Annotated in this window: 18 protein-coding genes; 6 read left to right on the top strand and 12 right to left on the bottom strand. The window is 48.2% G+C overall.

Going from position 1 to position 23,178, the window contains the following annotated elements; translation table 11 throughout:
• Positions 1-97: 97 nt before the first annotated feature.
• Complete coding sequence (locus tag MKY73_RS00545) at positions 98-2,329, bottom strand: MMPL family transporter (protein WP_339305111.1); 2,232 nt, start codon at positions 2,327-2,329, stop codon at positions 98-100.
• Between the two features lie 176 nt (positions 2,330-2,505).
• Between MKY73_RS00545 and MKY73_RS00540 the strand changes: the two genes are divergently transcribed.
• Together MKY73_RS00540 and MKY73_RS00535 are read left to right on the top strand one after the other, a co-directional pair.
• Positions 2,506-3,141 (top strand): TetR/AcrR family transcriptional regulator, encoded by a 636-nt coding sequence (locus tag MKY73_RS00540; protein WP_339305109.1) that lies wholly within the window; start codon positions 2,506-2,508, stop codon positions 3,139-3,141.
• A gap of 15 nt (positions 3,142-3,156) precedes the next feature.
• Positions 3,157-3,747 (top strand): GNAT family protein, encoded by a 591-nt coding sequence (locus tag MKY73_RS00535; RefSeq protein ID WP_339305107.1) that lies wholly within the window; start codon positions 3,157-3,159, stop codon positions 3,745-3,747.
• A 39-nt stretch (positions 3,748-3,786) separates the two neighbouring features.
• Here the strand turns inward: MKY73_RS00535 and MKY73_RS00530 are convergent, their stop codons facing one another.
• Positions 3,787-4,683 (bottom strand): diacylglycerol kinase family protein, encoded by an 897-nt coding sequence (locus MKY73_RS00530; RefSeq protein ID WP_339305106.1) that lies wholly within the window; start codon positions 4,681-4,683, stop codon positions 3,787-3,789.
• A gap of 335 nt (positions 4,684-5,018) precedes the next feature.
• Here MKY73_RS00530 and MKY73_RS00525 point away from each other — a divergent pair, with 335 nt between their 5' ends.
• Positions 5,019-5,612 carry a hypothetical protein gene (locus tag MKY73_RS00525; RefSeq protein ID WP_339305104.1) on the top strand — a complete coding sequence of 198 codons (594 nt, stop codon included), beginning with the start codon at positions 5,019-5,021 and terminating at the stop codon, positions 5,610-5,612.
• Between the two features lie 100 nt (positions 5,613-5,712).
• Here MKY73_RS00525 and MKY73_RS00520 read toward each other — a convergent pair whose 3' ends face one another.
• The 4 genes from MKY73_RS00520 to uxaC all read right to left on the bottom strand — a co-directional run bounded on the left by MKY73_RS00520 (position 5,713) and on the right by uxaC (position 11,704).
• Positions 5,713-7,593: an ABC transporter ATP-binding protein gene (locus MKY73_RS00520; RefSeq protein WP_339305103.1), complete on the bottom strand. Its 1,881-nt coding sequence runs from the start codon at positions 7,591-7,593 to the stop codon at positions 5,713-5,715.
• Complete coding sequence (locus tag MKY73_RS00515) at positions 7,590-9,317, bottom strand: ABC transporter ATP-binding protein (protein ID WP_339305102.1); 1,728 nt, start codon at positions 9,315-9,317, stop codon at positions 7,590-7,592. The genes MKY73_RS00520 and MKY73_RS00515 overlap by 4 nt, the downstream gene beginning before the upstream one ends.
• A complete protein-coding gene (locus MKY73_RS00510) occupies positions 9,314-9,856 on the bottom strand; it encodes a MarR family transcriptional regulator (protein ID WP_339305100.1) in 543 nt (180 codons plus the stop codon). Before MKY73_RS00510 ends, MKY73_RS00515 begins: the two co-directional genes overlap by 4 nt.
• A gap of 405 nt (positions 9,857-10,261) precedes the next feature.
• Positions 10,262-11,704, bottom strand: a complete 1,443-nt coding sequence (gene uxaC, locus MKY73_RS00505) for a glucuronate isomerase (RefSeq protein WP_339305098.1) — start codon at positions 11,702-11,704, stop codon at positions 10,262-10,264.
• A 203-nt stretch (positions 11,705-11,907) separates the two neighbouring features.
• Between uxaC and MKY73_RS00500 the strand changes: the two genes are divergently transcribed.
• Positions 11,908-12,651 (top strand): MBL fold metallo-hydrolase, encoded by a 744-nt coding sequence (locus MKY73_RS00500; protein ID WP_339305096.1) that lies wholly within the window; start codon positions 11,908-11,910, stop codon positions 12,649-12,651.
• A 455-nt stretch (positions 12,652-13,106) separates the two neighbouring features.
• Here MKY73_RS00500 and MKY73_RS00495 read toward each other — a convergent pair whose 3' ends face one another.
• Together MKY73_RS00495 and MKY73_RS00490 are read right to left on the bottom strand one after the other, a co-directional pair.
• Positions 13,107-14,588 carry an alpha-amylase gene (locus tag MKY73_RS00495; RefSeq protein WP_339305094.1) on the bottom strand — a complete coding sequence of 494 codons (1,482 nt, stop codon included), beginning with the start codon at positions 14,586-14,588 and terminating at the stop codon, positions 13,107-13,109.
• 201 nt (positions 14,589-14,789) lie between these two features.
• Positions 14,790-17,102: an ATP-dependent DNA helicase gene (locus MKY73_RS00490; protein ID WP_339305092.1), complete on the bottom strand. Its 2,313-nt coding sequence runs from the start codon at positions 17,100-17,102 to the stop codon at positions 14,790-14,792.
• A 137-nt stretch (positions 17,103-17,239) separates the two neighbouring features.
• Here MKY73_RS00490 and MKY73_RS00485 point away from each other — a divergent pair, with 137 nt between their 5' ends.
• Both MKY73_RS00485 and MKY73_RS00480 read left to right on the top strand, forming a co-directional pair.
• Positions 17,240-17,737 carry an antibiotic biosynthesis monooxygenase gene (locus MKY73_RS00485; protein ID WP_036612926.1) on the top strand — a complete coding sequence of 166 codons (498 nt, stop codon included), beginning with the start codon at positions 17,240-17,242 and terminating at the stop codon, positions 17,735-17,737.
• A gap of 170 nt (positions 17,738-17,907) precedes the next feature.
• Positions 17,908-19,890 (top strand): LTA synthase family protein, encoded by a 1,983-nt coding sequence (locus MKY73_RS00480; protein WP_339305090.1) that lies wholly within the window; start codon positions 17,908-17,910, stop codon positions 19,888-19,890.
• A gap of 89 nt (positions 19,891-19,979) precedes the next feature.
• Here the strand turns inward: MKY73_RS00480 and MKY73_RS00475 are convergent, their stop codons facing one another.
• The 4 genes from MKY73_RS00475 to MKY73_RS00460 all read right to left on the bottom strand — a co-directional run bounded on the left by MKY73_RS00475 (position 19,980) and on the right by MKY73_RS00460 (position 23,073).
• Positions 19,980-20,540 carry a hypothetical protein gene (locus MKY73_RS00475; RefSeq protein WP_339305088.1) on the bottom strand — a complete coding sequence of 187 codons (561 nt, stop codon included), beginning with the start codon at positions 20,538-20,540 and terminating at the stop codon, positions 19,980-19,982.
• 155 nt (positions 20,541-20,695) lie between these two features.
• Positions 20,696-21,367 carry a GNAT family N-acetyltransferase gene (locus tag MKY73_RS00470; RefSeq protein WP_339305086.1) on the bottom strand — a complete coding sequence of 224 codons (672 nt, stop codon included), beginning with the start codon at positions 21,365-21,367 and terminating at the stop codon, positions 20,696-20,698.
• A gap of 93 nt (positions 21,368-21,460) precedes the next feature.
• Entirely contained in the window at positions 21,461-22,135 is a 675-nt protein-coding gene (locus MKY73_RS00465; RefSeq protein WP_339305085.1) for a GNAT family N-acetyltransferase, read from the bottom strand.
• Between the two features lie 80 nt (positions 22,136-22,215).
• A complete protein-coding gene (locus tag MKY73_RS00460; RefSeq protein ID WP_339305084.1) occupies positions 22,216-23,073 on the bottom strand; it encodes a carbon-nitrogen hydrolase family protein in 858 nt (285 codons plus the stop codon).
• Positions 23,074-23,178: the final 105 nt, after the last annotated feature.

The raw sequence follows: 23,178 nt of genomic DNA, 5'->3' as shown, positions 1-23,178 counted from the left end.
GGAGCAGACCCGTTCAACTCAATTCCATGCCATTGTTATGCCAAAAGAAATGGACAGCTGGCTCGAAGCCCCGCTGCCCATACTACCCATCCATGCATTACACGGACTGGTTCTGTTTCTCTTCATTCTTCTCGGCAATCGGTACATACTTGCCTGGCCAGAAGGCCCATTTGCCCAGCAATGTGGTGATTGCCGGAACCATGAACGGACGTACCAGGAATGTATCCAACAACACACCAACAGCCGTTATAATACCAAACTGTACCAACACCTGAATTGGCAATGTAGCAAGTACCGCAAAAGTTCCTGCCAAAATCAGACCGGCAGAGGTAATAACGGAGCTCGTCTCACCGACACCTTCCTTAATGGCTTGACGAAGCGGCATCGTTTTGCGTTTCTGCCAGATGCTGGAGATCATGAAGATGTTGTAGTCTTCACCCAATGCCACCAGGAATACGAAGGAATACAGCGGAATCGCGCCTTGGATAGCATCTGCGCCAAGGCCATAGTGAATGATGATCCAACCCAGCCCCAGAGCAGAGAAATACGACAGAACAACCGTTGCAATCAGATACGCCGTAGCTACAACAGAACGCAAGTATAATAGCAGCAATAGTGTAATCATGCCGATGACCACCGGAATAATGATCTTGGCATCCCGTTCTCCAGCCACTTCAATGTCATACTGCTCTGCTGTCTGACCATCAATCCAGACCTGACTGTCCGCATTGGTTACACCGGCATCTTGAAGCGCCTGTTCCGCAGTAGCCCGCAGATCCGGAATATGCTGCATCGCCTCCATGGAGTACGGATTCAGATCGAATTCCACATCAAAGGCGGTAATGTTGGCGTTCTCGGCACCCTGTTGGGCATCGCCTACTTTGCTAATGTAGTCCAGTGATTCGAGACGCTGCTTCAGATCGGTTTCTTTGCCACCTGAATCTACAATCACTTTCACTGGAGCCAGCTCGCCTTGGGAGAACTGTTCACCAATGACCGTGAAACCTTCGCGGGAAGGTACATCCTCCGGGAACGAAGACAACAGATCATATGTGAATTTAACCTGAGTTGAGAATGCTGCCAGTCCTCCCAGCAGTACCACGGTAATTGCAAGCACGGCCCAAGGTTTAGTGACCACCGTACGGCCAATCCAGCTTTCCTTTACTTTGCGTGGAGCAGGAGCCGGTTTGCCTTTTTTCTTGGCACGTTCCACTTCCATCTCATGAGTACGCGGTACAAACGGGTAGAATGAACCCCGGCCGAAGATCGCGAGAAGTGCCGGAACCAGTGTCAGACTTGCTATAAACATAATAAAGATGGACAGACTGAATGGTACGGCAAAACGATGATATGCCCCATATTCAGCCAGCAATAGCACCAGCAGTGCTGCAACGACCGTGAATCCACTCATGGCAATAGCGCCGGAAGATCCGGTAATGGCCTGGAAAATGGCTTTCTTTTTGTCCGGCTCATGATAGAGAATCTGGCGGTATCTGGAGATCATAAACAGGCAGTAATCCGTTCCTGCTCCAAATAACAATACAGTCATGATCGAGATGGACTGTGCGTCCACCGTAATCCAGCCTTGATCCGCCATGAATCCGAGAATCGGACTGGTCACCATATACGCGAATCCAACCGCAATAATTGGGATAATCGCGAGTACAGGTGAGCGATAGATCAATAGCAGCAGCACCAATACCAGTACAACCGTAGCGATCAACAAGGAAACATCGGCGGAGGAGAACAATCCGCTCGCGTCAATGGATATCCCTACTGGCCCTGTTACACGGGCAATCAGTGTATTGGCATCATCTATAGCTACATCGAACGGGTTCGCCCCGAAGATGTCTTGTGTTTTTTGCTCAAGTGCTTCAATACCTTCCTTCAATTGTTCCGAATCGGCACCTTCATTGAAGAAAAGTGGCATAACCAAGGTACTTCCGTCTTCCGAAAGCTGGCCTTTCAATGCCTGTGGAGGCAATTGATAGAGTGGCACAACAGACTGTTGTTGTTCTACCGGATCTTGATCCAGTCGTTCCGTTAATGCCTGAATGTTCTCAATCTGCTCATCCGTCAAACCGCCGGCTTGACGCCATACGATCAGCGCAGGCAATCCTTCACCACCAGGGAATTCCTTCTCGGCAAGTGCAGCTGCCTGAACCGATGGTTTGGACTCACTCAGATCCTGCGCGTTATTAGTTTCACGATCACCTACAGCAGGCCATACCATGCCAAGCACAACGGCGATAATGATCCATACCAACAGTGTAATCCATTTGCTTCGTTTGCCAGCAACCCAGCGACCATAACCCGAACCTTCCTGCATTGTCTCTTCATCTCCCTATTCTGTTTCTATGAAGCCCTATTTATGTGATGATGTAGTAATGAACCACGGGTCATAGTATAATCGACTTAATTATATATACCGGAAGGTTAATTTTGCAATGCCTAATTTGTGAACTTGCTAAACTAGCAATTAAATACGTAAAGAGGTCAGTGATTATGAGCAAAAAAACAAACATTCCCCGGTCTCCGGGCAGACCCAAAACGGGTGCCGATCAAGCATCTGTACAAACCAACATATTGATGACAGCTTCACGTCTGTTTATGGAATATGGGTATGAACCCGTCTCTCTTCAACAGATTGCTTCAATATGTAATGTAACCAAAGCATCGATCTATTATCACTTCACCAGCAAAGCCGATCTGTTCACCGTTGCCATTACACGCATGATGGCAATGAGTATGCAGCAGACTTCACTCCGCTTGGATGAACCTGGCACACTACAAGAGCGGCTGATCAAGGTTGCAGAAGCGAAGATGCAACACTCCCATATTGAAACCGAGACCATGATGCGAGAAGCCGAGAAGCATCTGAATACGGAGCAGCTTAGCCAGATTCGAGAAGCCGAGGTTCGTATCTTTGAAGTGCTTGGGACCCACTTCCAGCAGGAGATGGATAACGGTTATTTGCGGGTCGCCAATCCCATGCTGCTTGCCCATGCATTTACGTCACTGCTCATGCTCGCGAACCGCGAAGATGTGCGCAACATGAATGGCGGCAGCATTAAGGAACTCGCACGGGAACTTGTTGCCCTGTTTCTGGATGGAGCGGTTAAGCGGAACGAAAGATCATGATAGGAGGAACAACTTATGTCACATTCAAAATCATCCCCACGCATCCCCCGTCTGCTGGAAACAAGGCGCATATACCTGCGTCCTTTCGAGATTACGGATGTGGATGCTTACTTCCCCGGTCTGTTTGACGCTGAGATGCGCAGGCTGACGGGAACACAGAATAGTTTCACACGCGCTCAGGTTGAACGTTATGTTGAAAACGCAGCACAGGATGACTCCAGACTCATGCTACTTATTGCTTTACAGGAAAATGACCAGATCATCGGAGATGTCGTCCTGATGGACATGCATGCCAAGAATCGCAGTGCACATATTCGTGTGGCCATCGATCAGGCGGAGCATCAAGGAAAAGGCTATGGCAGCGAGGCGTTACTGCTTATGCTGGACTACGGCTTCGGTATCTGTAACCTGCATCGAATCGAGCTTGAAGTCTACGCCTTCAACGAGAGAGCTATCCGCACGTATGAGAAACTCGGATTCCAGCACGAAGGTGTGAAGCGGGATGTCTTGTTCTATAATCACCAATATCATGATGCCATTCAGATGAGCATGCTGGAGGATGAGTTCAGGCAACATCATATGAAAGATCAGGCAGGTAATAATTAGGTTTCCGTTCGGCCAAAATCAAGCCAAAAAACCAGGGAGTTAGTACACCTCCCCGGTTAGAAACTTCAGATGACCCATCAGCACCGATAGCTCGGCGGGTGTCTTCATATACAATTCGCCATCCGTGTCAGCTGACATCGGCGTATCTGTGTTCACTTTTAGCGTAGATGCCTTGAAGTATGAAATGCTCTCACTCTGGGGTTGCCAATCTCCCTCGGGCTTATGTGACAGGATCTCTCGCAGCAGCGGGATGCCTGTCTCATGAATAATGAGTACGTCCAGTTCCCCATCCTGCAATGCATCCGGTGCAAAAGGCAGGGCATTCGTCCCCAGAAAACGGCCGTTGGCTGCGTAGATCATCACCGCTTCCCCTTCCATCTCTTTCCCATCTGCCTCCAATTGATAACGAAACGGCTCCGTATGACTAATCGTCTGCAACGTGCTGATGAAATAACTGAGCTTACCCAGCGTGCCTTTCAGGTTCTCGTTAATATTCTGCGATGCATCACTGATCAAGCCAATACCAAAAAAGTTCGTGAACACCCGATCATTGGCTCGTCCAACATCAATAGATACTACCCGACCTGCGAGCATTTCTTGTGCAGCAGTCTTTGCATCGGGTGAAATGCCGAGCGAACGCGCAAAGTCATTACAGGTGCCTCCAGGCAATATGCCAATCAACGGAGGATGCTGCAGATCAGCCAGTCCATTCACGCATTCATGCACCGTGCCATCCCCACCCAGGATAAACACCACATCGAATTGTTCACCGCGATCACGACACAACTTCTCTCCTTCGCCCGGTCCATCGGTACGCACAATGACGAGTTCATGGACAGCGGGAGCCAGCACACCAGCCACGAGACCCACTGTATTCTCACGATTGGCCTTACCTGAATGATGATGATGAATTAACAATGCTTTGTTAAACTCCATCCTTCTTTTCCTCCATTCCAATGCTTGTTAACCTTTACCCATAAAGGTTGAAGCCGTAAACAAGCTCTGCGCTATGCACTTATCATGATCCAGAATAGGTTACCCCATCCGGTATGCATCCTAATCCTCATTCATTCGTAATAGCTATATAAATTCAACTATTTAGATAAATCGTTGATCTTACAAACCATTTCCTTGGTTAACCAGATGTATGCATGAGAAAAAGGGTTTCTTCGCACCTTATGTCATAAGACTGCAAATTTTGCTGGTGAGAACCCATTCAAAACGATTCAAAACGGTTATATCTATACCATATACGAATGGAGGGATTCCCTATGATTCCGGCAACATTGGAACAATTGGAGCAAGTTCGCAAGGAATGCCGTACCATGGTTCGCAAAAGAGCTACCGCATCTGCCGGTACAACACTCGTTCCGCTGCCCGGTACAGACGTACTGGCTGATGTGGGAATGCTGATGCAGCTGTTGCCTGCCATTAACAATAAATTCGGATTATCACAAAAACAGCTGGACGGCATGGACCCCGAGACCAAATCCATGATCTATGGATTCGTCATGTCCATCGGAAGCAAAGTCATCGGACGTATGGTGACGAAAGAGCTGGTTGTACAGGTTCTGAAAAGAGTCGGCGTACGCGTAGCTACCAAATCCGTCGCCAAATTTGTACCCTTTGCAGGACAGGGATTGGCTGCCGCACTCAGCTTCACAGCCATGCGTTATGTGGGTAACAAACATGTCGATGACTGTTATGAAGTCGTCAAACGCATGATTGAGCAACGCGAATTAATCCCGGGTGAACCCGCTCCGTCTACGCTGGAGGAAGCTAACACTGACGACATGAAGATAGAAGCGAGGTCGATCTCTAGCAACATCACTGATGATCCTGCGAAGGAATCTAAGGATCAGTAACTAAAACGATCCATATCCTAATGTCACTCCTCTGGATCACGATAAATAGCCGGGAACCCCTAATAGGGACTCCCGGCTATCCTTGTTATTTACATTTTCATCAGATCGCCTGCGGTTGTTGCTCCGCAAACTGACTATTGTACAGATCGGCGTAGAATCCTTGACTCGCCATTAACTCATCATGATTGCCCTGTTCAATCACGTTACCATGATCCATCACTAGGATCAGATCGGCGCCGCGAATGGTGGACAACCGGTGTGCAATGACAAAGCTTGTGCGATCTTTCATCAGATCATTCATTGCTTTCTGGATAAATACTTCGGTCCGTGTATCCACGCTACTTGTCGCTTCATCCAGAATGAGGATGGCCGGATTCGCCAGAATTGCTCTTGCAATGGTCAGCAACTGTTTCTGCCCTTGAGAGATGTTCGACGCCTCTTCATTCAGCACCGTGTCATATCCATCAGGCAGTGTACGAATAAAGTGATCCGCATGTGCCGCAACGGCTGCCTTGATGACATCCTCTTCCGTTGAACCTTCTCGACCATAAGCGATGTTGTCCCGAATCGTTCCGTTGAACAACCAGGTATCCTGAAGCACCATACCGAACAGACTGCGCAGCTTGCCACGCTCCATGTCCTTAATGTCGGCACCGTCAATCGTAATCCGACCATCCTGAATTTCGTAGAAACGCATTAACAGATTGATGAGGGTCGTTTTACCGGCTCCCGTTGGTCCAACAATGGCTACGGTCTGTCCCGGTTTTACATCAATGTTCATGTTATGAATGAGCAGTTCATTTTCTTTATATCCAAAATTAACACCTTGGAACGCAACCGCGCCTCTAGGCTGCTGTAATTGCACGGGTTGTTTGGACTCCGGAACTTCTTCCTCTTCATCCAGCAACTCAAATACCCGTTCTGCCGATGCAATCGTCGATTGAATGATATTAGAGATATTGGCAATCTGGTTAATCGGTTGTGTGAATTGACGGGAGTACTGCGTGAAAGCCAGAATATCCCCGATGGAGATAGATCCGCGTGTAACGAAAATCCCACCAACCACACAGATCAGTACATAACCCAGGTTACCGACAAAACTCATGAGCGGCATAATAATACCGGAGATAAACTGGGCCTTCCAACCGGATTCATACAACTCTTCATTGACCTTCTCGAATTGCTGTACCGATTGTTCTTCACGTCCAAATGCTTTGACAACCTTGTGTCCCGTATACATCTCTTCGACATGACCATTCAGTTCCCCGAGGGACTTCTGTTGGCCTGCAAAGTGTTTTTGCGAACGGGAAGCGACCAGCATAACAACCACCACACTGAGTGGCAGCGTCAAAATCGTGATCAAGGTCATCCATGGACTAATCGTCATCATCATGATGATTACCCCTACAATCGTTACGATGGACGTAATGAACTGTGCCAAACTTTGCTGAAGGGTATTACTGATATTGTCCACGTCATTCGTAGCACGGCTCAGTGTCTCCCCAGTCGTGCGGGAGTCGAAATATTTCAAAGGAAGGCGTCCAACCTTCGCACTGATCTGCTCACGCATGTCATAGACAACACGCTGGGCTACACCAGCCATCAGGTATTGCTGAATATACATGAATGCAGCACTGAACAGATAGAGCCCGCCAAGCAGGTATAATACTTTCATCAATGCAGGAAAATCAATCCCGGCTCCCTGCACACCCTGTAGGATGGCAATGGCGCCTTCACTAAGAATATCCGTACCTTCGGCCATGATCTTAGGACTGATGATACTGAATACGGTACTCAGAATGGCTGCAACAAGCACCCCAAGTAGACGAGAGCTGTGGGGCTGGAGATAACGAATCAAACGCCGCAGTGTGCCTTTGAAATCTTTTGCTTTCTCAGCGGGAGGTCGCATGCCCATACCCGGACCGGGTCCCGGTCCGCGAGAGGCACGGGGTGCTTTATGTTTTTCTGTATGATCACTCATGCGATCTCCTCCTCAGTCAGCTGGGAGGATACAATTTCGCGATATACTTCATTGTGCTCCAGCAGCTCTTTATGTGTTCCTGAACCGACAATTCGTCCCTCATCCATAACCAGAATGCGATCGGCATCCATTACTGTACTTACGCGCTGGGCAACAATCAGCACAGCCGCTTCTGTCGTTTCGGACTTCAGCGCAGCACGAAGTTTAGCATCCGTTTTGAAATCGAGGGCAGAGAAACTGTCATCAAAGATATAGACTTCCGGACGGCGAACAAGTGCGCGAGCGATGGACAGACGTTGCTTTTGTCCACCAGACACGTTGTTACCCCCTTGTGCAATTAGGCTGTCATATCCATCTTTCATCTCGGTAATGAAGTTCTCTGCCTGAGCCGTACGAGCCGCATGAACAACTTCATCCATTGTGGCATCGTCTTTCCCGTGACGGATATTCTCCGTAATTGTACCCGTAAAGAGGACTGCCTTTTGTGGCACAAAGCCAATTTTGGCACGCAAATCTTCCTGCCGAAGTTCCCGCACATCCGTACCATTGACCCGAACGCTGCCTTCAGTCACATCATAGAATCGTGGAATAAGACTGAGCAATGTCGATTTCCCGGAACCCGTACCCCCAATAATGGCTGTTGTCTCACCTGAACGAGCTGTGAAGGATATATCGGACAACGCTGGATTCTCTGCGCCCGGATAACGGAAAGTTACATGGTCAAACTCAATCATCCCCTGCATGGATTTCATGCTACGAGGCTGCTCGGGATTGCTAAGATCCGGCTGCATATCAAGTACTTCGTTAATCCGTTCTGCTGATGCTGAAGCTCTTGGAATCATGACAAAGATCATGGAAACCATAATCAGTGAGAACATGATTTGCATGGCATATTGAATGAAGGCAATCAATGCACCGATGTTCATATTGCCGCTGTCGATCCGCATTCCACCAAAATAAAGAATGGCAATCATCGAAAAGTTCATAACCAGCATCATAACAGGCATAATGGTCGCCATGAGCACATTAACTTTAATCGAAGAATCTCTCAGTTCCGTGTTGGCCCCGTTAAAGCGCACGCGCTCATGCTCACCACGGTTAAAGGAACGAACGACGCGAATCCCTGTTAACTGCTCACGCAGCACCAGGTTGAGTCGATCCAGCTTTTTCTGAATGGTTTTGAACAAAGGTAAACCCTTGGAACCAATCAGCGCAATGGCTCCGCCCAGTACAGGCAGCACGACCAGGAAGATCGTAGATAATTTGGCGTCCTGTGAGACCGCCATGAAGATACCACCGATACACATCAATGGAGCCATAATCATCATGCGCAGCATCATCGTAAGTACGTTCTGTACCTGCGTAATGTCATTCGTCGTACGCGTAATCAGGGAAGCCGTACCCATCTTATCGAACTCCTGGAGCGAGAAGTTCTCCACATGACGGAATACTCTGCTGCGAAGTTGTTTGGCAAATCCACCTGCCGTGCGGGAGGAGAGGTAACTGGCGATCACCGAACACGCTGTTCCACCAATCGCGATGACCAACATCCATCCACCAATCTGCCAAATATAAGGGACATCTCCCTTAATGATGCCGAAATTCACGATATCCGCCATTAACGTAGGCAGGTACAATTCGGCAAGCGACTGAAACAGCACCAATACCAGAATGAAGATAATCGGTATTCGATAAGGCTTCAGCATGCGAAACAGTTTCATCATGGCGTATCATCTCCTTGTGTGGACGTCTCCGTCTGTTGGAAAACCACTGTATCAAAAAAGGTATAAACCTTGGTCAACAACTCCGTCAATTGAATGCTCTCTTCCTCACCCAAATGCTCGACGAGCTGGTTGAACGTTTGCATGCGCTCCTCATGTGCCGCCCGAATAATGTTCCGCCCTGCCTCTGTAATGGTGATACGCACAGCACGGCGATCCGTCGGGTCCATGGTCCGTTCGACAAGCCCTTCATCCTCAAGCCCACGAATAACCGGGGTTATTGTTGGTGATTTCACCCGCAGTAACGCACTGATTTCCGATACTTTAAGTCCTGGGCGACTCTCATTCAGTTCTCTCTCAAAATCTGGCGGATTATCCCGCCAGTCCAGACGTTCTCCTGGATGCGTACCATGCAGCAAACAAGCCAGCACCATAATTTCATTGTGATTGCGACCATGAGGTTTATGTTGCCTCCACTTGCCTTTATTAAACTGCATGATGGAGTATAAAAGCTTCTGAGCGACCGGATCAATATCCGTCATAATGGATTCCTCCTTCTTTCTTTATCATTCCATAGACATCCAACATCATAGGACATCTATTAAATAGCATCACAATTAAATAGATATGCAATTAATTAGGTTTACTAAGTATATTATCAGAGGAAGCGAAAGTCAAACAACTAAAAATAACCAAGATTATCCCATACTAAACGCTTATAACCTCTTCGTTATTGGCTTTGGCATTTTGCCCTCAATGGAGCTGGCTATAGTTATTGTGCGCAATATCAGGAAGGAAACTCAAAAAAAAGCTCCCATCCAATACTCCGGTAGATGAATACCCGGTGTACGAAATGGGAGCATTGTTATACTTATGGAACGAAAGAAACAAGGTAGCCTCTCTTATTGCAAAATTAGATGAACTTGTTGAGCATCACGCATCACCTATCATGACTTTGAAGCAGAGACCGTTTTAAGCACGGAGGCAAAAGGGAAATATTCTTTTGCATTGTTGTAGGCGATGCCCTGTACGATCTGACCAAGCAGCTCCATATCCTGCGGTGCCTCGCCCTGTTCAGCCCATTCACCAATGAGATTGCAGACCAGACGGCGGAAATATTCATGCCGGGTGTACGACAGGAAGCTGCGTGAATCAGTCAACATGCCGACAAATCGGCTCAGCAGACCCACATTCGCCAGTGCTTTCATCTGGGCCAGCATGCCGTCCTTCGTATCATTGAACCACCATGCTGCACCAAGCTGGATTTTGCCCGGAATACCACCACCCTGGAAACTGCCGATGATCGCTGCAAGGACTTCGTTGTCTCTTGGATTTAAGGAATACAGAATCGTTTTGGGTAATGCCTGCTGCTGCTCTAACGCATCGAGCAATCCAATCATTGCTGATGACAGCGGTGTATCATTCACGGCATCATAACCGGTATCCGGCCCAAGTTTGGCAAACATTCGTGTGTTATTATTCCGAGCTGCATTAATATGGAACTGCATCACCCAGCCCCGCTCTGCATACAGTTTGCCGAGGAACGTTAATGTGACCGTCTTATACTTGTCCTCTTCCTCACGAGTTACCTTCTGACCTGCAAGCGCCTTTGCAAAGATCGCAGCCGCCTCTTCGCGAGTAGCCACGCCGTAAGGAACATAATCGAGTGCATGGTCCGAGACTCGACCGCCAACAGAATGGAAGAATTCCACCCGGGACTCCAATGCAGCAAGGAAGGATTCATAATCGGAAATCGCTGTGCCGGAGGCTTGTGACAACTTGCCCACCCATTCGGTGAATGTATCCCGGTTCAATTCCAGTCCTTTATCTGGGCGGAAAGAAGGCAATACCGCCGTATCAAAGCCTTCGATCTCCTGAATCTTCAGATGATACTCCAGCGAATCGGTAGGATCATCGGTTGTGCATACAACAGTGACATTGGATTTGGTAATCAGATCACGTGCACCGAATCCGTCACTGTGCAGTTTGGCATTTACTTTTTCCCAGATGGCAGGTGCACTTGTCTCATTCAATACTTCATAGACACCAAAATATCGTTGTAATTCCAGATGAGACCAGGCGTACAGCGGATTACCGATCATCATGGGTACTGTTTTCGCATAAGCCAGGAAACGATCGTAATCGGTCACGCCTTCGCCGCCAGTTACATATTGCTCTTCAATTCCGTTAGCGCGCATGAGCCGCCACTTATAGTGATCACCGTATAACCAGGCCTCCGTAAGATTGCCAAAGGTTTTGTTCTCGTAGATCTCCTGAGGACTGAGGTGGCAATGATAGTCAATAATCGGCATGTCTTTGGCATAATCCTCATACAACTTGACCGCCGTTTCATTATGCAGCAAAAATTGTTCATCCAGAAAAGATTTCATTCGCCTCGCACGCTCCCTTTAGGTGAGTTTACGTTCATATGGGTTCACTTCCCATCTTTACGCTACACTGTTTGCCATCAAAGTTCAATATAAAATGATAGCGTTATCAAAAAAGGTTGATTTAGGCATATATTCGGGAACAAGGTATACTGGATTTAACGCAAGGATGCTGATCTGAAGATCACACAAGGAGATGAATTTGAATGAAAATTACTTTTCTCGGCACAGGAGATATGTTCAGCGTGGAGCAGCACCACAATAGTATGTTGGCTGAATTCGAAGACACGCATCTGGTCATTGATTTTCCGGAATCAAATGCCAAAGCTCTCAAAGAGTATGGATTCCCCATGACCGATATTCACAACGTCTTTATTACCCACCTGCATGAGGATCATATTAACGGTGTACAGATGTTGGGTTATTACGCCCAAATTGTGGGCGACCGTAAACCTCGTCTTTTCATCCACGAACAATTGGTAGATCCGCTCTGGAATATACTATCCCCCGGCATGCGCTACACAACGGATGGTGAACGTACCATTAGTGATTACTACGATGTTGTTCCCCTGCAAGATGGAGGCACATTCGAACTGGGCGGTGTGACGTTTGAGACATTTCGGACACAGCATGTTCCCGGTATGGTCAGCAATGGGTTAATCGCCAAGCCTTACTTCTATTACAGTGCAGACAGTACACTCGATCAGGAACGGGTGGAGCAAGTTGCCGCTGACGTGCAGCTGATTTTCCATGAATGTCATATGCATGATCTGGTGATCAAATCTCATACCTCATTGAAGGAACTGGAGCAACTGCCAGCCGAAGTGAGACAGAAAACCGTACTAATGCATTATCATGACGAGTACGCGGATGCGGACAAACGGGAACAGTTCAACCGCGAGCATGATCTGCGGATGGTTGGTACGCTGGAATCATTTGAGTTGGAGTAGGTAAACGGAGATCCAACACATGGGCAGCGTCTACTCAGGTTCCTTTGATCCGTTTGCCTATGGTGAGAGCGTTAACCCAAGTTAAGCTAACGAATCTGAGAGGTCCTAATTAGTCAAAATCCGAGGTATCAGTATTCTAACGAATCTCATACGCTTTAATCCGTTGATATTGCTCCAATTGGCGCTATTAAAATCACTTTTGGCAGAAATAAGGTTACTGAGATTCGTTAGAATTACAATAAGCCTAATTCGGTGCAAATAAAGTGGGCTGAGTTCTTTAGGAGTTTCTGTTGAGTTGGAGTCTTAGTCATCCATAGAAAAATGCAGAAAACCACCTGAACATAGGAGTGCTATCTCCTGCTCAGGTGGTTAACGATCTATCTATACACCATATTCATATCATCCATCGGTGCATCTTTTCTTTTCTTTTCTTTTATATTGCCTGATATACGCCGTTACTCAGCGTCAGCGCAGTCCTCATTCTGTTCAGGCAGGGCCCATACCGAGACGCCTCCACCACATACATGGAAGGTGGCCCAGCCGTCTTCCTCGATGGTAATCTGATCCTCACAACTGTTTGTCAGATCCACCCAGACTTCACCAGCACGATGCTCTCCGATGAACATTCTCTTCTCACCGTCATCCCCGTTGGAGATGACCACCGCACAACCGGAATCTTCGATTTCCTCTACGCCGCGACGCACCCAGCCAATGGTATTGGCGTGATCGAAGTAATCTTCCTGCTCACCATATGCCTTATTGCAACGGGCAGACAGCAGAATGTCCAGAATCTCTTTTTTGCCATCCACAGGTTCAGGACCACCAATACCATAATAATCCCCGTAAAATACAACCGGATATCCATCACGTCGTAATAGTGTCAACGCATAGGCACTCGGCTTAAACCAGTCTCCAATCCAGGATTCCAATGCTTCATGGGGTTGGGAGTCATGGTTATCTACAAAGGTTACCGCATGGGTAGGATGGGTCTGGACCAAGGTGTCATCAAAAATTTTGGAGAGATCAAAGTCTCTGCCTGCAAGCGAAGCCTCATGTAATTTGTAGTGAAGTGACACATCGAACAGGTCGATCTGGTAGTCAACCGTATCAAGGAATTCACGACATGCATCCAGATTCGAGTTCCAGAACTCACCTACGATGTAGAAATCCTGACCGCGCTTACGGATCATCTCTGCTGCGAACTCCTTGATGAATTCGTGGTTGATATGCTTAATGGCATCCAGCCGGAACCCACCGCACTGGAGGGTGTCAATCAGCCATTTCCCCCAATCGATCATCTCGCGTCGCACATCCGGATGGTTATAATCTATGTTGGCGAACATCAGATAATCGTAGTTACCAAACTCATCATCGACATTCTGATTCCAGTTCTTGTTCTCACCTGCGATGCGGAATACACCGCTCCGTTCTCCCTTGGCATCATAGTCCGTACCGTTGAAATGTTCGGAGCTCCACTTAAAGGAGGAGTATTGATCGCCGCGACCCGGAAATGTGAATTTGGTCCAGCCTTCAATTTCAAACGGCTCAGAAATTTCCTTCGTCCGATCATTGGGATCAACCTCAATCACTTTAAAGACTTCCGTCTCATCTGCTCCGGCCTTGTGATTCATGACCAGATCCACATAGACGGCAATTCCGTTCTTCTGACACTCGGCAATGGCCTCCACCAGTTCCTGCTTGGTGCCATATTTGGTTCGCACGGCACCCTTTTGATCAAATTCGCCAAGATCGTACAGATCATATACACCATAACCTGTATCTTCTGCTGACACTGCCTTGGTTACGGGTGGTACCCATACCGAGTCAATGCCTTTGGCTTTCAGTTCCGGGGCCATTTCAGCCAGTCGCTTCCAATGATCTCCGTCTGCAGCCAGGTGCCACTCAAAAAACTGCATCATGGTATGATTTCTCTTCATTATAACCGACCTCCTTGATTGCTTTCGAAGCGGACCGCGGAACGGATAGGGTAATCGCCGTTGTTCGTTCGTTGCTAACCAAGTTATAACCCTTTCACCCTACCTTTCAATCATGTAAAGGGAAGAAATCTGAAAAAAAATGTTAAACTCCTTGGTTCCGCATTTGCCTGATTCCATTGGAACTGCTCTGAAGATGCAATATCAGATTCGTTTATAGTCCCGCCACTCCTCGGGCAGCAGGGAACGGTACGGTTCTTGGATAAAACGATCGTCGACTAACACCAACACGCCCTTGTCTTCTTCCGTTCGAATCAGCCGTCCACCCGCCTGCAGCACCTTGTTCATCCCCGGGAAAATATAAGCGTAATTAAATCCATTGCGTCCTGTCCGATCATAATAATCACGTAATACGTTGTTCTCCAAACCGATCTGCGGCAGCCCCGCACCTACCACCACAACGCCATTCAAGCGGTCTCCCGGCAGATCAACACCCTCCGAGAATACACCACCCATAACGGCAAACACCAGTCGTGTTCGTTCAGGATTCGGCTGAAATCCATCCAAAAACTGCTCCCGTTCCAGCTCGTTCATGCCTTGCTTTTGTATGACCGTATCCGCTTCACTTGGAAGCTGTGCATAGGTTTCATATATCTCCCGCATATAAGGATAGGAAGGGAAGAAGACCATTAAATTGCTGCGCGGCCATTCGCTTACGAGCTGTTGCAGCATCTCCGCAATGGGTCGCCGGGATTGTTCCCGGTCTTTATAACGAACAGATAAGGGCATGAGTCTCACATCCAGCTGTTCACGCTGAAAGGGTGAGGGAATCTGCAACGTATAATCTTCTTCCTCTGCACCCAGCATATCCCGATAATAGCGAAGAGGTGACAAGGTTGCCGAGAAATGAATGAGGGAGCGGAAGCCTTTGGCCGTCTGACGAAGCAACACCGAAGGATCGAGACAGAATAACTTCACTCGCACTTCACTTCGCACACACTCTGCATACGTAATAAAACGTTCATCATACAGCTTGGCAATACGCAGAAAATTCTGTGCCGTGAAGTAGGCATCCAGCAGCAACTGATCCGTCTCGGCATTCCCCGAGCCACCTTCAACAAGACACTGCTCCGCAACCATGACAAAAGGCTCCAGCCGTTCAATTAGTTCCTCCGGTGCCTCCTGTTGAATGATTTTCCCCTCATCTCCACCATTTTGGCGAAGGGTAATCAGATACTTATCAATGCCCCCGGTGTAGTCAACAATGGCTTTGGCAGCAGGCACACTGCTGTCCAGCGACTGGAACTCCCTTTTCACATCCAGGAACACTGCCTTCTCCAGCTCCGCGGAAAACATCGTTCGCCCACGATCGACCAGATTATGTGCCTCGTCCACCAGTAATACCGTCTTGCGTTTCTGCTCTTCCAACATTCTTTTCAGAGAGATCCGCGGATCAAAAATATAGTTATAATCGCAGATCACCGCATCGGCTGCATATGCCGCATCCAGTGAAAACTCAAACGGACACACCCGATGTTTGCGCGCATACTGCTCGATGACCGGACGTGTCATCAACGTCTCATGTTCCAGCATGTCCAGCACGGCCCCGTTAATACGGTCATAATATCCTTCGCACATGCCACATTGCCCCGTATCACAAGCTTCCTCTTCCTTAAAACAGATCTTGTCCTTCGCGGTCAGACTGATCACATGCATCTTCAATCCTTCCGATTGCATCCGGGCAAAAGCTTCTTCTGCCGCCACCCGTGTCGTTGTCCTCGCAGTCAGATAGAACAATCGGATCGCTTCGCCTTCACCAATCGCTTTGACCGTGGGGAACAGCACGGACATGGTTTTACCAATACCTGTTGGTGCTTTGGCCATCAATCCCTGACCCTCACGGATCGTCTTGTATACGGCTCCCGCCAACTTCCGCTGCCCCTCCCGGTATTTGCGAAAAGGAAACGGCAGCTCTCGCACACTGATATCACGCTTTTCTTCATATGCAGCAATCATCTCTGCATATGGCGCATAACCGGCAATCACTTCTGCCGCAAACTGCTCCAGTTCCTGCCTTTCTGCCATTCGGCGAAACCGTCTTTCTTCATGGGTTACCGAATGCACATACGTCAACTGCACTTGCATGCGTGGTTCATCATGCTGAACAGCGTACATATAGGCATACATCATGGCCTGTGCCCAGTGCACTGGAAGGCCCTCTCCCAGATCATCCAGATTGCCCGCAGTTGATTTGATCTCATCCACCGTCAATTGACCCTCCAACCGAATCAGGCCATCACAGCGCCCTTCCACCACATAGGTCAGATCCCCGTGTTGAATCTCAGTTTCGAGCACAATCTCTTTCAGATCCTCTTCGGTATACTCCTTCTGTACCCGTTGGTGGATTCGAGTCCCCTCCTGCATCGAGGCATTGGTCCGGAACCCTGGACGTATGCTGCCACTGCGGTACACATACTCCACCAAAGGTCTAACCGATATCCGAATTGTTGTTGTCATACGATCACCCGTTCTGTTTGTAGTGATTATACTTTATCATGAAAAGACGTGCTCAAACCAGTTGATCCACCGATTGGACTCACTGAATTCCATATGCTATCTTGAGATAGAATGTACTTAATGAGGAGGCAGCTTCTATGTATATCTATTTGGTTCCTTCACCGATTCCGGATGCACTTGCTGCGTACCCGCATCTCACTTTGCGAAGCGAAGAGCATGTGCGTCTGGCGATTGAATCCGCAGAACGCCTGATGAATATCGAGTCTGATGATAAAGTAGCCGCATATGAAGCTTTCGATGCCGCAGGCTCCTGGACTGGCGGAGGTTACGCTGTTCTCAACAATATCCCTGTCACAGAGGATGGCCGTAATGATTTTGAAGAACGATTCAAGAACCGTGCCCGCAAGGTAGAAGATGAGCCTGGTTTTGTCGGTATTCGTGTGCTTCGTCCTCTCAAGGATGATACGTATGTTGTACTCACACTTTGGCAATCCGAAGAACATTTCAAAGGCTGGCAGGAATCTCAAGCCTATAGCCACGCTCACCGAAACCGCAGTACAAGCGAAGGGCTGACTGCACAGAAGCCCACCATGTTCCCCAGACCTTCTTATGTCACAACGTACACGATCGAATAACAGAATGGGTCGTATCTGGTTTTTATCGCGGTAACCCACGTTTTTTTCACACCTCTTCCTGCGTGGAAGAGGTTTTTTGCCGTCCATTTTGAAGGCTTTCATTTTTGACACAGCCATGCTGAGATAGGATAATACTTGTTAAATGAAACTTCGGAAGGGAAGGCGGTACCTTGTCACGCAGTTCACTCACCCGATTTCTAAGCGGACCTTTTATATTCTTTACCATCATCATGATGATCAAAAGCTCACTGGCCTGGATTGTTATCTTCGATGACATCCCTGTCTGGAAACCTCTACTGACCGAATTGCCGCTCATCTGGATCGGCTTCTGTCTGATTGAGTGGTTTGCTGCCAAGCGGCGGATGTGGATGTACCTTGCCATGAATTTGCTGCTCTCAGGCATTTTCTTTGCAGCCATCATGTACTACAAATATTACGGTGTAATCGTTAACTATCACGCGCTGGCACAGGTGAATCAGGTGACTTCGGTCAAGAGCAGCATGTTCTCTTTGCTTGACCCCTATTATTTGTTTATTTTTGCAGACGTTCTGATCATTGGGGGGATACTCGTTCGTCGTCGGATCAAGCTCGGGAGTACAGAACGCCCGAATCGCATTCCGCTTGAACGACGCGCCAGAAGACGGATTGCTTCGGTCATTCTGACCCTCTCCTTGATCCTGTGCATGCTTAACATCTACCCCAATCGGGCCAGCATGAGTGAGCTTACACAAGCAGAACAGATGGGCATCCTCGGTTACGAGGCATATACCATCCTGGATCGACCTGATGAACTTGTGCCCGTTGCTCACATTGATCAGGCTGCCATCGACCAACTGAAGCAAACGACTCCACTTCCTGCGATTGTGAAGCAGGGTGCAGCGAGCGGACGCAACGTGATCATGCTCCAGATGGAATCGTTTCAGAACTTTCTGATTGGATTAGAGGTGGATGGACAGGAGATCACGCCCAACCTGAATGAATTGGCTAGACAGAGCCTGTATTTTCCGAACTTTTATCAGCAGGTGGGTCAGGGAAATACATCCGATGCCGAATTCGTTGTGAATACTTCGTTCTACACCCCACCAAACGGGGCAGCAACGACTGTATATGCAGATAAGGCTCTGCCGAGTCTACCCAAGCTAATGGCGGCGAACGGATATCAGACAGCCACATTCCATACAAATGATGTCCGATTCTGGAATCGGGACCAGTTATACAAGGCACTTGGATTCAACCAGTATTATGATATTGATTATTTCGGCACACAGGATTCTATCGCCTTCTCGGCCTCGGATGAAGTACTGTATTCCAAAACACTGGATAAGCTGGAGTCCATGCAGTCTTCCGGTGATCCCTTCTATGCCCATATCATCTCCATGTCAGCCCACCACCCGTACACTTTGCCCGAAAATAAGGTGAAGCTGACGCTGCCTGAGCGTTACAAGGATACGTTGCCCGGCGATTATCTGATATCGCAGCACTATGCCGATCAGGCGATTGGACAGTTGATTGCTGGACTGAAGGAACGGGGATTATGGGAAAACAGCCTGCTCGTCCTGTATGGGGATCACCTGGGTCTTCCCATCTATTCACTGGATAAGCAAGACAGAGTCATCATGAAAGAGTTGTATGGTCGGGAGTACACATCAGCAGATATGATTAATATTCCGCTCATGATCTCGGCCCCTGGCGTAACCCCGGGTGTGCAGCTGGAACAGATCGGAGGTCAGGTGGACATTCTGCCAACGATTGCGGGACTCACCGGCGTATCATTGGAGGACCAATTACACCTCGGACAGGATTTGCTGCGTGAAGGCGGGAATCTTCTGCCCGAACGATATTACCTTCCTTCCGGGTCGGTTCTAAACGATGCTTCTCTCTTCATTCCGGCGAAAGGATACGGGGATGGAACGCATTATTCTCTGGCTGATGCGGGCAGACAGGATGCCGGGCAACAGCAGATGGATGTTTCTTTGGAAGAGACGCCGCAGATTTCGGCGGGCAAGGTACCTCCAGCAATAGTTACATCCAGTAACAATGAGGTTTCTTCTTCACGGTTTATAACCAAGGAACAGTATGATCGAGCATTGGATCTTGCACACTTGTCCAACAGTTATTTGAGCCAGCTTCCGGATCGAAAGACTACACAATAATTATCTTTCACTCGAACTCATCATGCGGCGACCTTCCTCTTAATCATGTAGAGAAGGGTCGCTATTTTTTGCTGAAACAAACTAGTAGCCTATCCATTCGTGAGCAGCCCATCAAAGAGCCAGTTGCCTTCCTCGGAACGAATGAAATAGAGATCCAATGCACCGTTTCCATCAGACCATACAGTAGCCATATGTAAAATGACCCGATCTGAATCCAGCGGATTAAATCCGCGATACTCCAGATTATTCAGGCTAACGTTTTGCAGAAAAGGTACTTCGTAATCTCCCTGATCCCGTTTCGAAATAATGATATTGCTCTGCTGCGATATTTCTATGTTCGGAGAAGACACCGATTCAAGATATGCATAATCTTTAGATTGCATCGCTGCCATCAGTTTAAACGTAATATTCAGCGTTTCTCTTAAACTTTCTACTTCTTCCTGCTCTTTTGCTTTTTTTTCATCTTTTTCCTTCTGGTTGTTCCGCACCTGCTCCTTCAGCAGTTCGTTTTCCTTCTGAACTTGTTCGATATCTATGGCATCCTTGCGTTCCCTCTGCTGTACATCTGGTAGTGAAGCATCGTCACTTGAAGTGCAGGCTGTTAAAAACAAAGCGAACATCGATATGAACAAAGTTCTGCTTTTTCTCATCTAATCCCCTCCTTAAATAAAAATGAAAATAAACATATATCTTCCATATTAATGGTAACATATCCCACACAAATAAAAAGAGGATCTCCTTCGTTCTGAAAAATACACCAAAAAGACCCGAACCCTGTTAGTCCAGGCTCGGGTCTTTCAACGGATTACAATGGCAACAGCGCAACCGACTTACGAGCAGTCAATTGCTCTACCATGGCAAGCCACTCCTGTGGTTTGTTCGGTAGCACCGCATAATACCGATTCAGGAAATCAGCCACCAGGCTGGATGGCAATTCACTGAGCGACTCATCACCTGGCATGAAGCACAGATCTAATCCGCCAACCGCTTCGCCGTCACCTTGCCAAGATGGATGAACATACGGGAAGTCCAAACGCTGGTATCCCAGATGCGACAATACTTCGCGGCGTACATACGGGTCCATCGGCTTGATGCCGCCAAATTCGTGATCCTGACTCAGATAAGGGTTATAGATTTCGGCAAACATGCCGAACAATTCCTTCCCGTTGGCTGCCGCGAGCTTCTGCAGATCACGCTTGCGGTGATTCGCCAGGAAACTGCCGATGCCCAGACCTTCACGCCCAATAATCGTAAAGTCCGTCATAGCCACGTTCCAATCCTCGTAATAACGGTACTCTGTCGCGCCAACCACCTGTCCTTCATGCACAGCCACGAATACCCGAATACCTGGATCTTCCAATGGCTCTGCCCAGAGCAGGAAGTCCAGCACTTCTTCCCTTGGGAAGATCTCCTGCATCAGCTTGTGCATTTGGGCAAACAATGGATCGTTAATGGATGTAATACGCGTGAATTCCATGGATAAATGCCTCCTCGATATGAATGTATAGTTTAATCATTCGTGTATATAACTCGTTCAAAATTGGGTTTGATCTGTAATGGTGAGCAAATCTTATCGAAATGGATTTCGCCACTCCATTAAGGCAGCATAATTGCAGGACTCTTCATCGTCCAGATAGTCTGCGGTTACGCCTACGGGCATGCGGCCACAGCGAAGCAGGAACGATATCACCGGGTCACGCTTCTCACCCGCAGCCACTTGATCCAGATATTCCTGTGCAGACAGTTGGTCTGCAACCAGATGATAACCTGGCATTCTGCCTGCACCCAGTAACCGATCCATCCCCTGTGCAATCACCAGGTGGTACATCGCCTGCATCATCAACTGAGCCAGTCCCCACTTGCGGTACTTCGGACGAACGCAGAGATCAACTATATACAGCGTGTTGCCATCCCGTTGATGGTTACGAATATAGCCGTCATCCGTGACTTCGGCCCAGGTATGACTCGCTGGATGTGTAGGGTCCCACTGCATCCGCAGCGAGGTCATCGATCCGGCCAATGCTCCATCCACTTCAATGCAGATGGCCCCTTCCGGGTAATGCTGCACATGACTGTTGAGCTGCTCGTGACTCCAGAGCAGCTCTTCCGGATAAGGAGGAGGGAAACTTTCCGTCTGAATGCGAATGAGTTCCTCATAGTCGGCTGCAACATAATTGCGGACGACTGCTTTTACCCTTTTACCCTTCCGCTCCGGGTCGGTGATCAGCATTTCTTTCGTATACATGTTGCCGGATCGCCCCTTTCCACTGACAAATGAATTCTGATACATGTTCCGATGTCTTATTCATTAATAAATGGAATTGCCTACTCCCAATCGGTATACAGATCAGTACGGCGGTCACGCCAGGTCGTTACCGATCCACGTTCCCGCACTTCATATAACAAGTCCAGATCAAGATCAGCGGTCACAATCATATCGTTGTTAATCTCACCCTCGGCCAGAATGCCACGTGGCGGGAACGGGATATCATTCGGCGTAATGATTGCAGCTTGTCCATAGTTGGCACGCATGAAGTCAATCGTCGGCAAGTTACCCACCGTTCCAGTTAACACAACATACACCTGATTCTCCACCGCGCGGGCATGACTCGTATAACGCACACGGTAGAATCCATGACGATCGTCCGTACAGGAAGGACAGAAGATCACGTCTGCGCCCTTGGCTTTGGCCATGCGCACAATTTCCGGGAATTCAATATCGTAACAGGTCAGCATGGCAATACGGCCTTTATCGGTGTCGAACACCTCAAGTCCATCTCCGGGAGCCATATTCCATTCCTGCACTTCAGTTGGCGTTATATGAATCTTGTCCTGGCGCGCGATGCGACCATCCGGGTAGAACAGGTGAGCTGTATTATACAGCTTTCCCTCACGGCGAATGACGTGGGTTCCCCCGATGACGTGCATACCGTACTTGGCAGAAAGTGACGTGAACAGTTGTTCATATTGCCCCGTAAAGTTCGGCAGATCCTCAATGGTCAATGCATTACCTTGTTCGTCTCCAATGGACATTAATTGCGTTGTGAAAAACTCCGGGAACAGCACAAATTCGGTCCCGTATTCACTCGCTGTCCGTATATAATGCTCAGCCTGTGCGGCGAACTGCTCAAACGAGCTAATTGTGTGCAATTGGTATTGTACAGCGGATACCCGCAGTTTCATGTTCGTACACCTCCACCATCATTATGCTTCCATTGTAACAACGATCCTGATTCAACAAAAGAGTATTTACACTGGGCACTACAACGACAGAATACCTTCCGATCG

Origin of the sequence: Paenibacillus sp. FSL R5-0519 (genome assembly GCF_037974275.1) — a bacterium.
Classification (GTDB): Bacteria; Bacillota; Bacilli; order Paenibacillales; family Paenibacillaceae; genus Paenibacillus.
Note: the sequence above shows the minus strand (reverse complement) of the source record. Positions and strands in the feature narration are given on the sequence as shown.

Coding starts and splice junctions, on each gene's coding strand:
- MKY73_RS00545 (WP_339305111.1), bottom strand. CDS start 2,329: ATGCAGGAAGGTTCGGGTTATGGTCGCTGGGTTGCTGGCAAACGAAGC.
- MKY73_RS00540 (WP_339305109.1), top strand. CDS start 2,506: ATGAGCAAAAAAACAAACATTCCCCGGTCTCCGGGCAGACCCAAAACG.
- MKY73_RS00535 (WP_339305107.1), top strand. CDS start 3,157: ATGTCACATTCAAAATCATCCCCACGCATCCCCCGTCTGCTGGAAACA.
- MKY73_RS00530 (WP_339305106.1), bottom strand. CDS start 4,683: ATGGAGTTTAACAAAGCATTGTTAATTCATCATCATCATTCAGGTAAG.
- MKY73_RS00525 (WP_339305104.1), top strand. CDS start 5,019: ATGATTCCGGCAACATTGGAACAATTGGAGCAAGTTCGCAAGGAATGC.
- MKY73_RS00520 (WP_339305103.1), bottom strand. CDS start 7,593: ATGAGTGATCATACAGAAAAACATAAAGCACCCCGTGCCTCTCGCGGA.
- MKY73_RS00515 (WP_339305102.1), bottom strand. CDS start 9,317: ATGATGAAACTGTTTCGCATGCTGAAGCCTTATCGAATACCGATTATC.
- MKY73_RS00510 (WP_339305100.1), bottom strand. CDS start 9,856: ATGACGGATATTGATCCGGTCGCTCAGAAGCTTTTATACTCCATCATG.
- uxaC (WP_339305098.1), bottom strand. CDS start 11,704: ATGAAATCTTTTCTGGATGAACAATTTTTGCTGCATAATGAAACGGCG.
- MKY73_RS00500 (WP_339305096.1), top strand. CDS start 11,908: ATGAAAATTACTTTTCTCGGCACAGGAGATATGTTCAGCGTGGAGCAG.
- MKY73_RS00495 (WP_339305094.1), bottom strand. CDS start 14,588: ATGAAGAGAAATCATACCATGATGCAGTTTTTTGAGTGGCACCTGGCT.
- MKY73_RS00490 (WP_339305092.1), bottom strand. CDS start 17,102: ATGACAACAACAATTCGGATATCGGTTAGACCTTTGGTGGAGTATGTG.
- MKY73_RS00485 (WP_036612926.1), top strand. CDS start 17,240: ATGTATATCTATTTGGTTCCTTCACCGATTCCGGATGCACTTGCTGCG.
- MKY73_RS00475 (WP_339305088.1), bottom strand. CDS start 20,540: ATGAGAAAAAGCAGAACTTTGTTCATATCGATGTTCGCTTTGTTTTTA.
- MKY73_RS00470 (WP_339305086.1), bottom strand. CDS start 21,367: ATGGAATTCACGCGTATTACATCCATTAACGATCCATTGTTTGCCCAA.
- MKY73_RS00465 (WP_339305085.1), bottom strand. CDS start 22,135: ATGTATACGAAAGAAATGCTGATCACCGACCCGGAGCGGAAGGGTAAA.
- MKY73_RS00460 (WP_339305084.1), bottom strand. CDS start 23,073: ATGAAACTGCGGGTATCCGCTGTACAATACCAATTGCACACAATTAGC.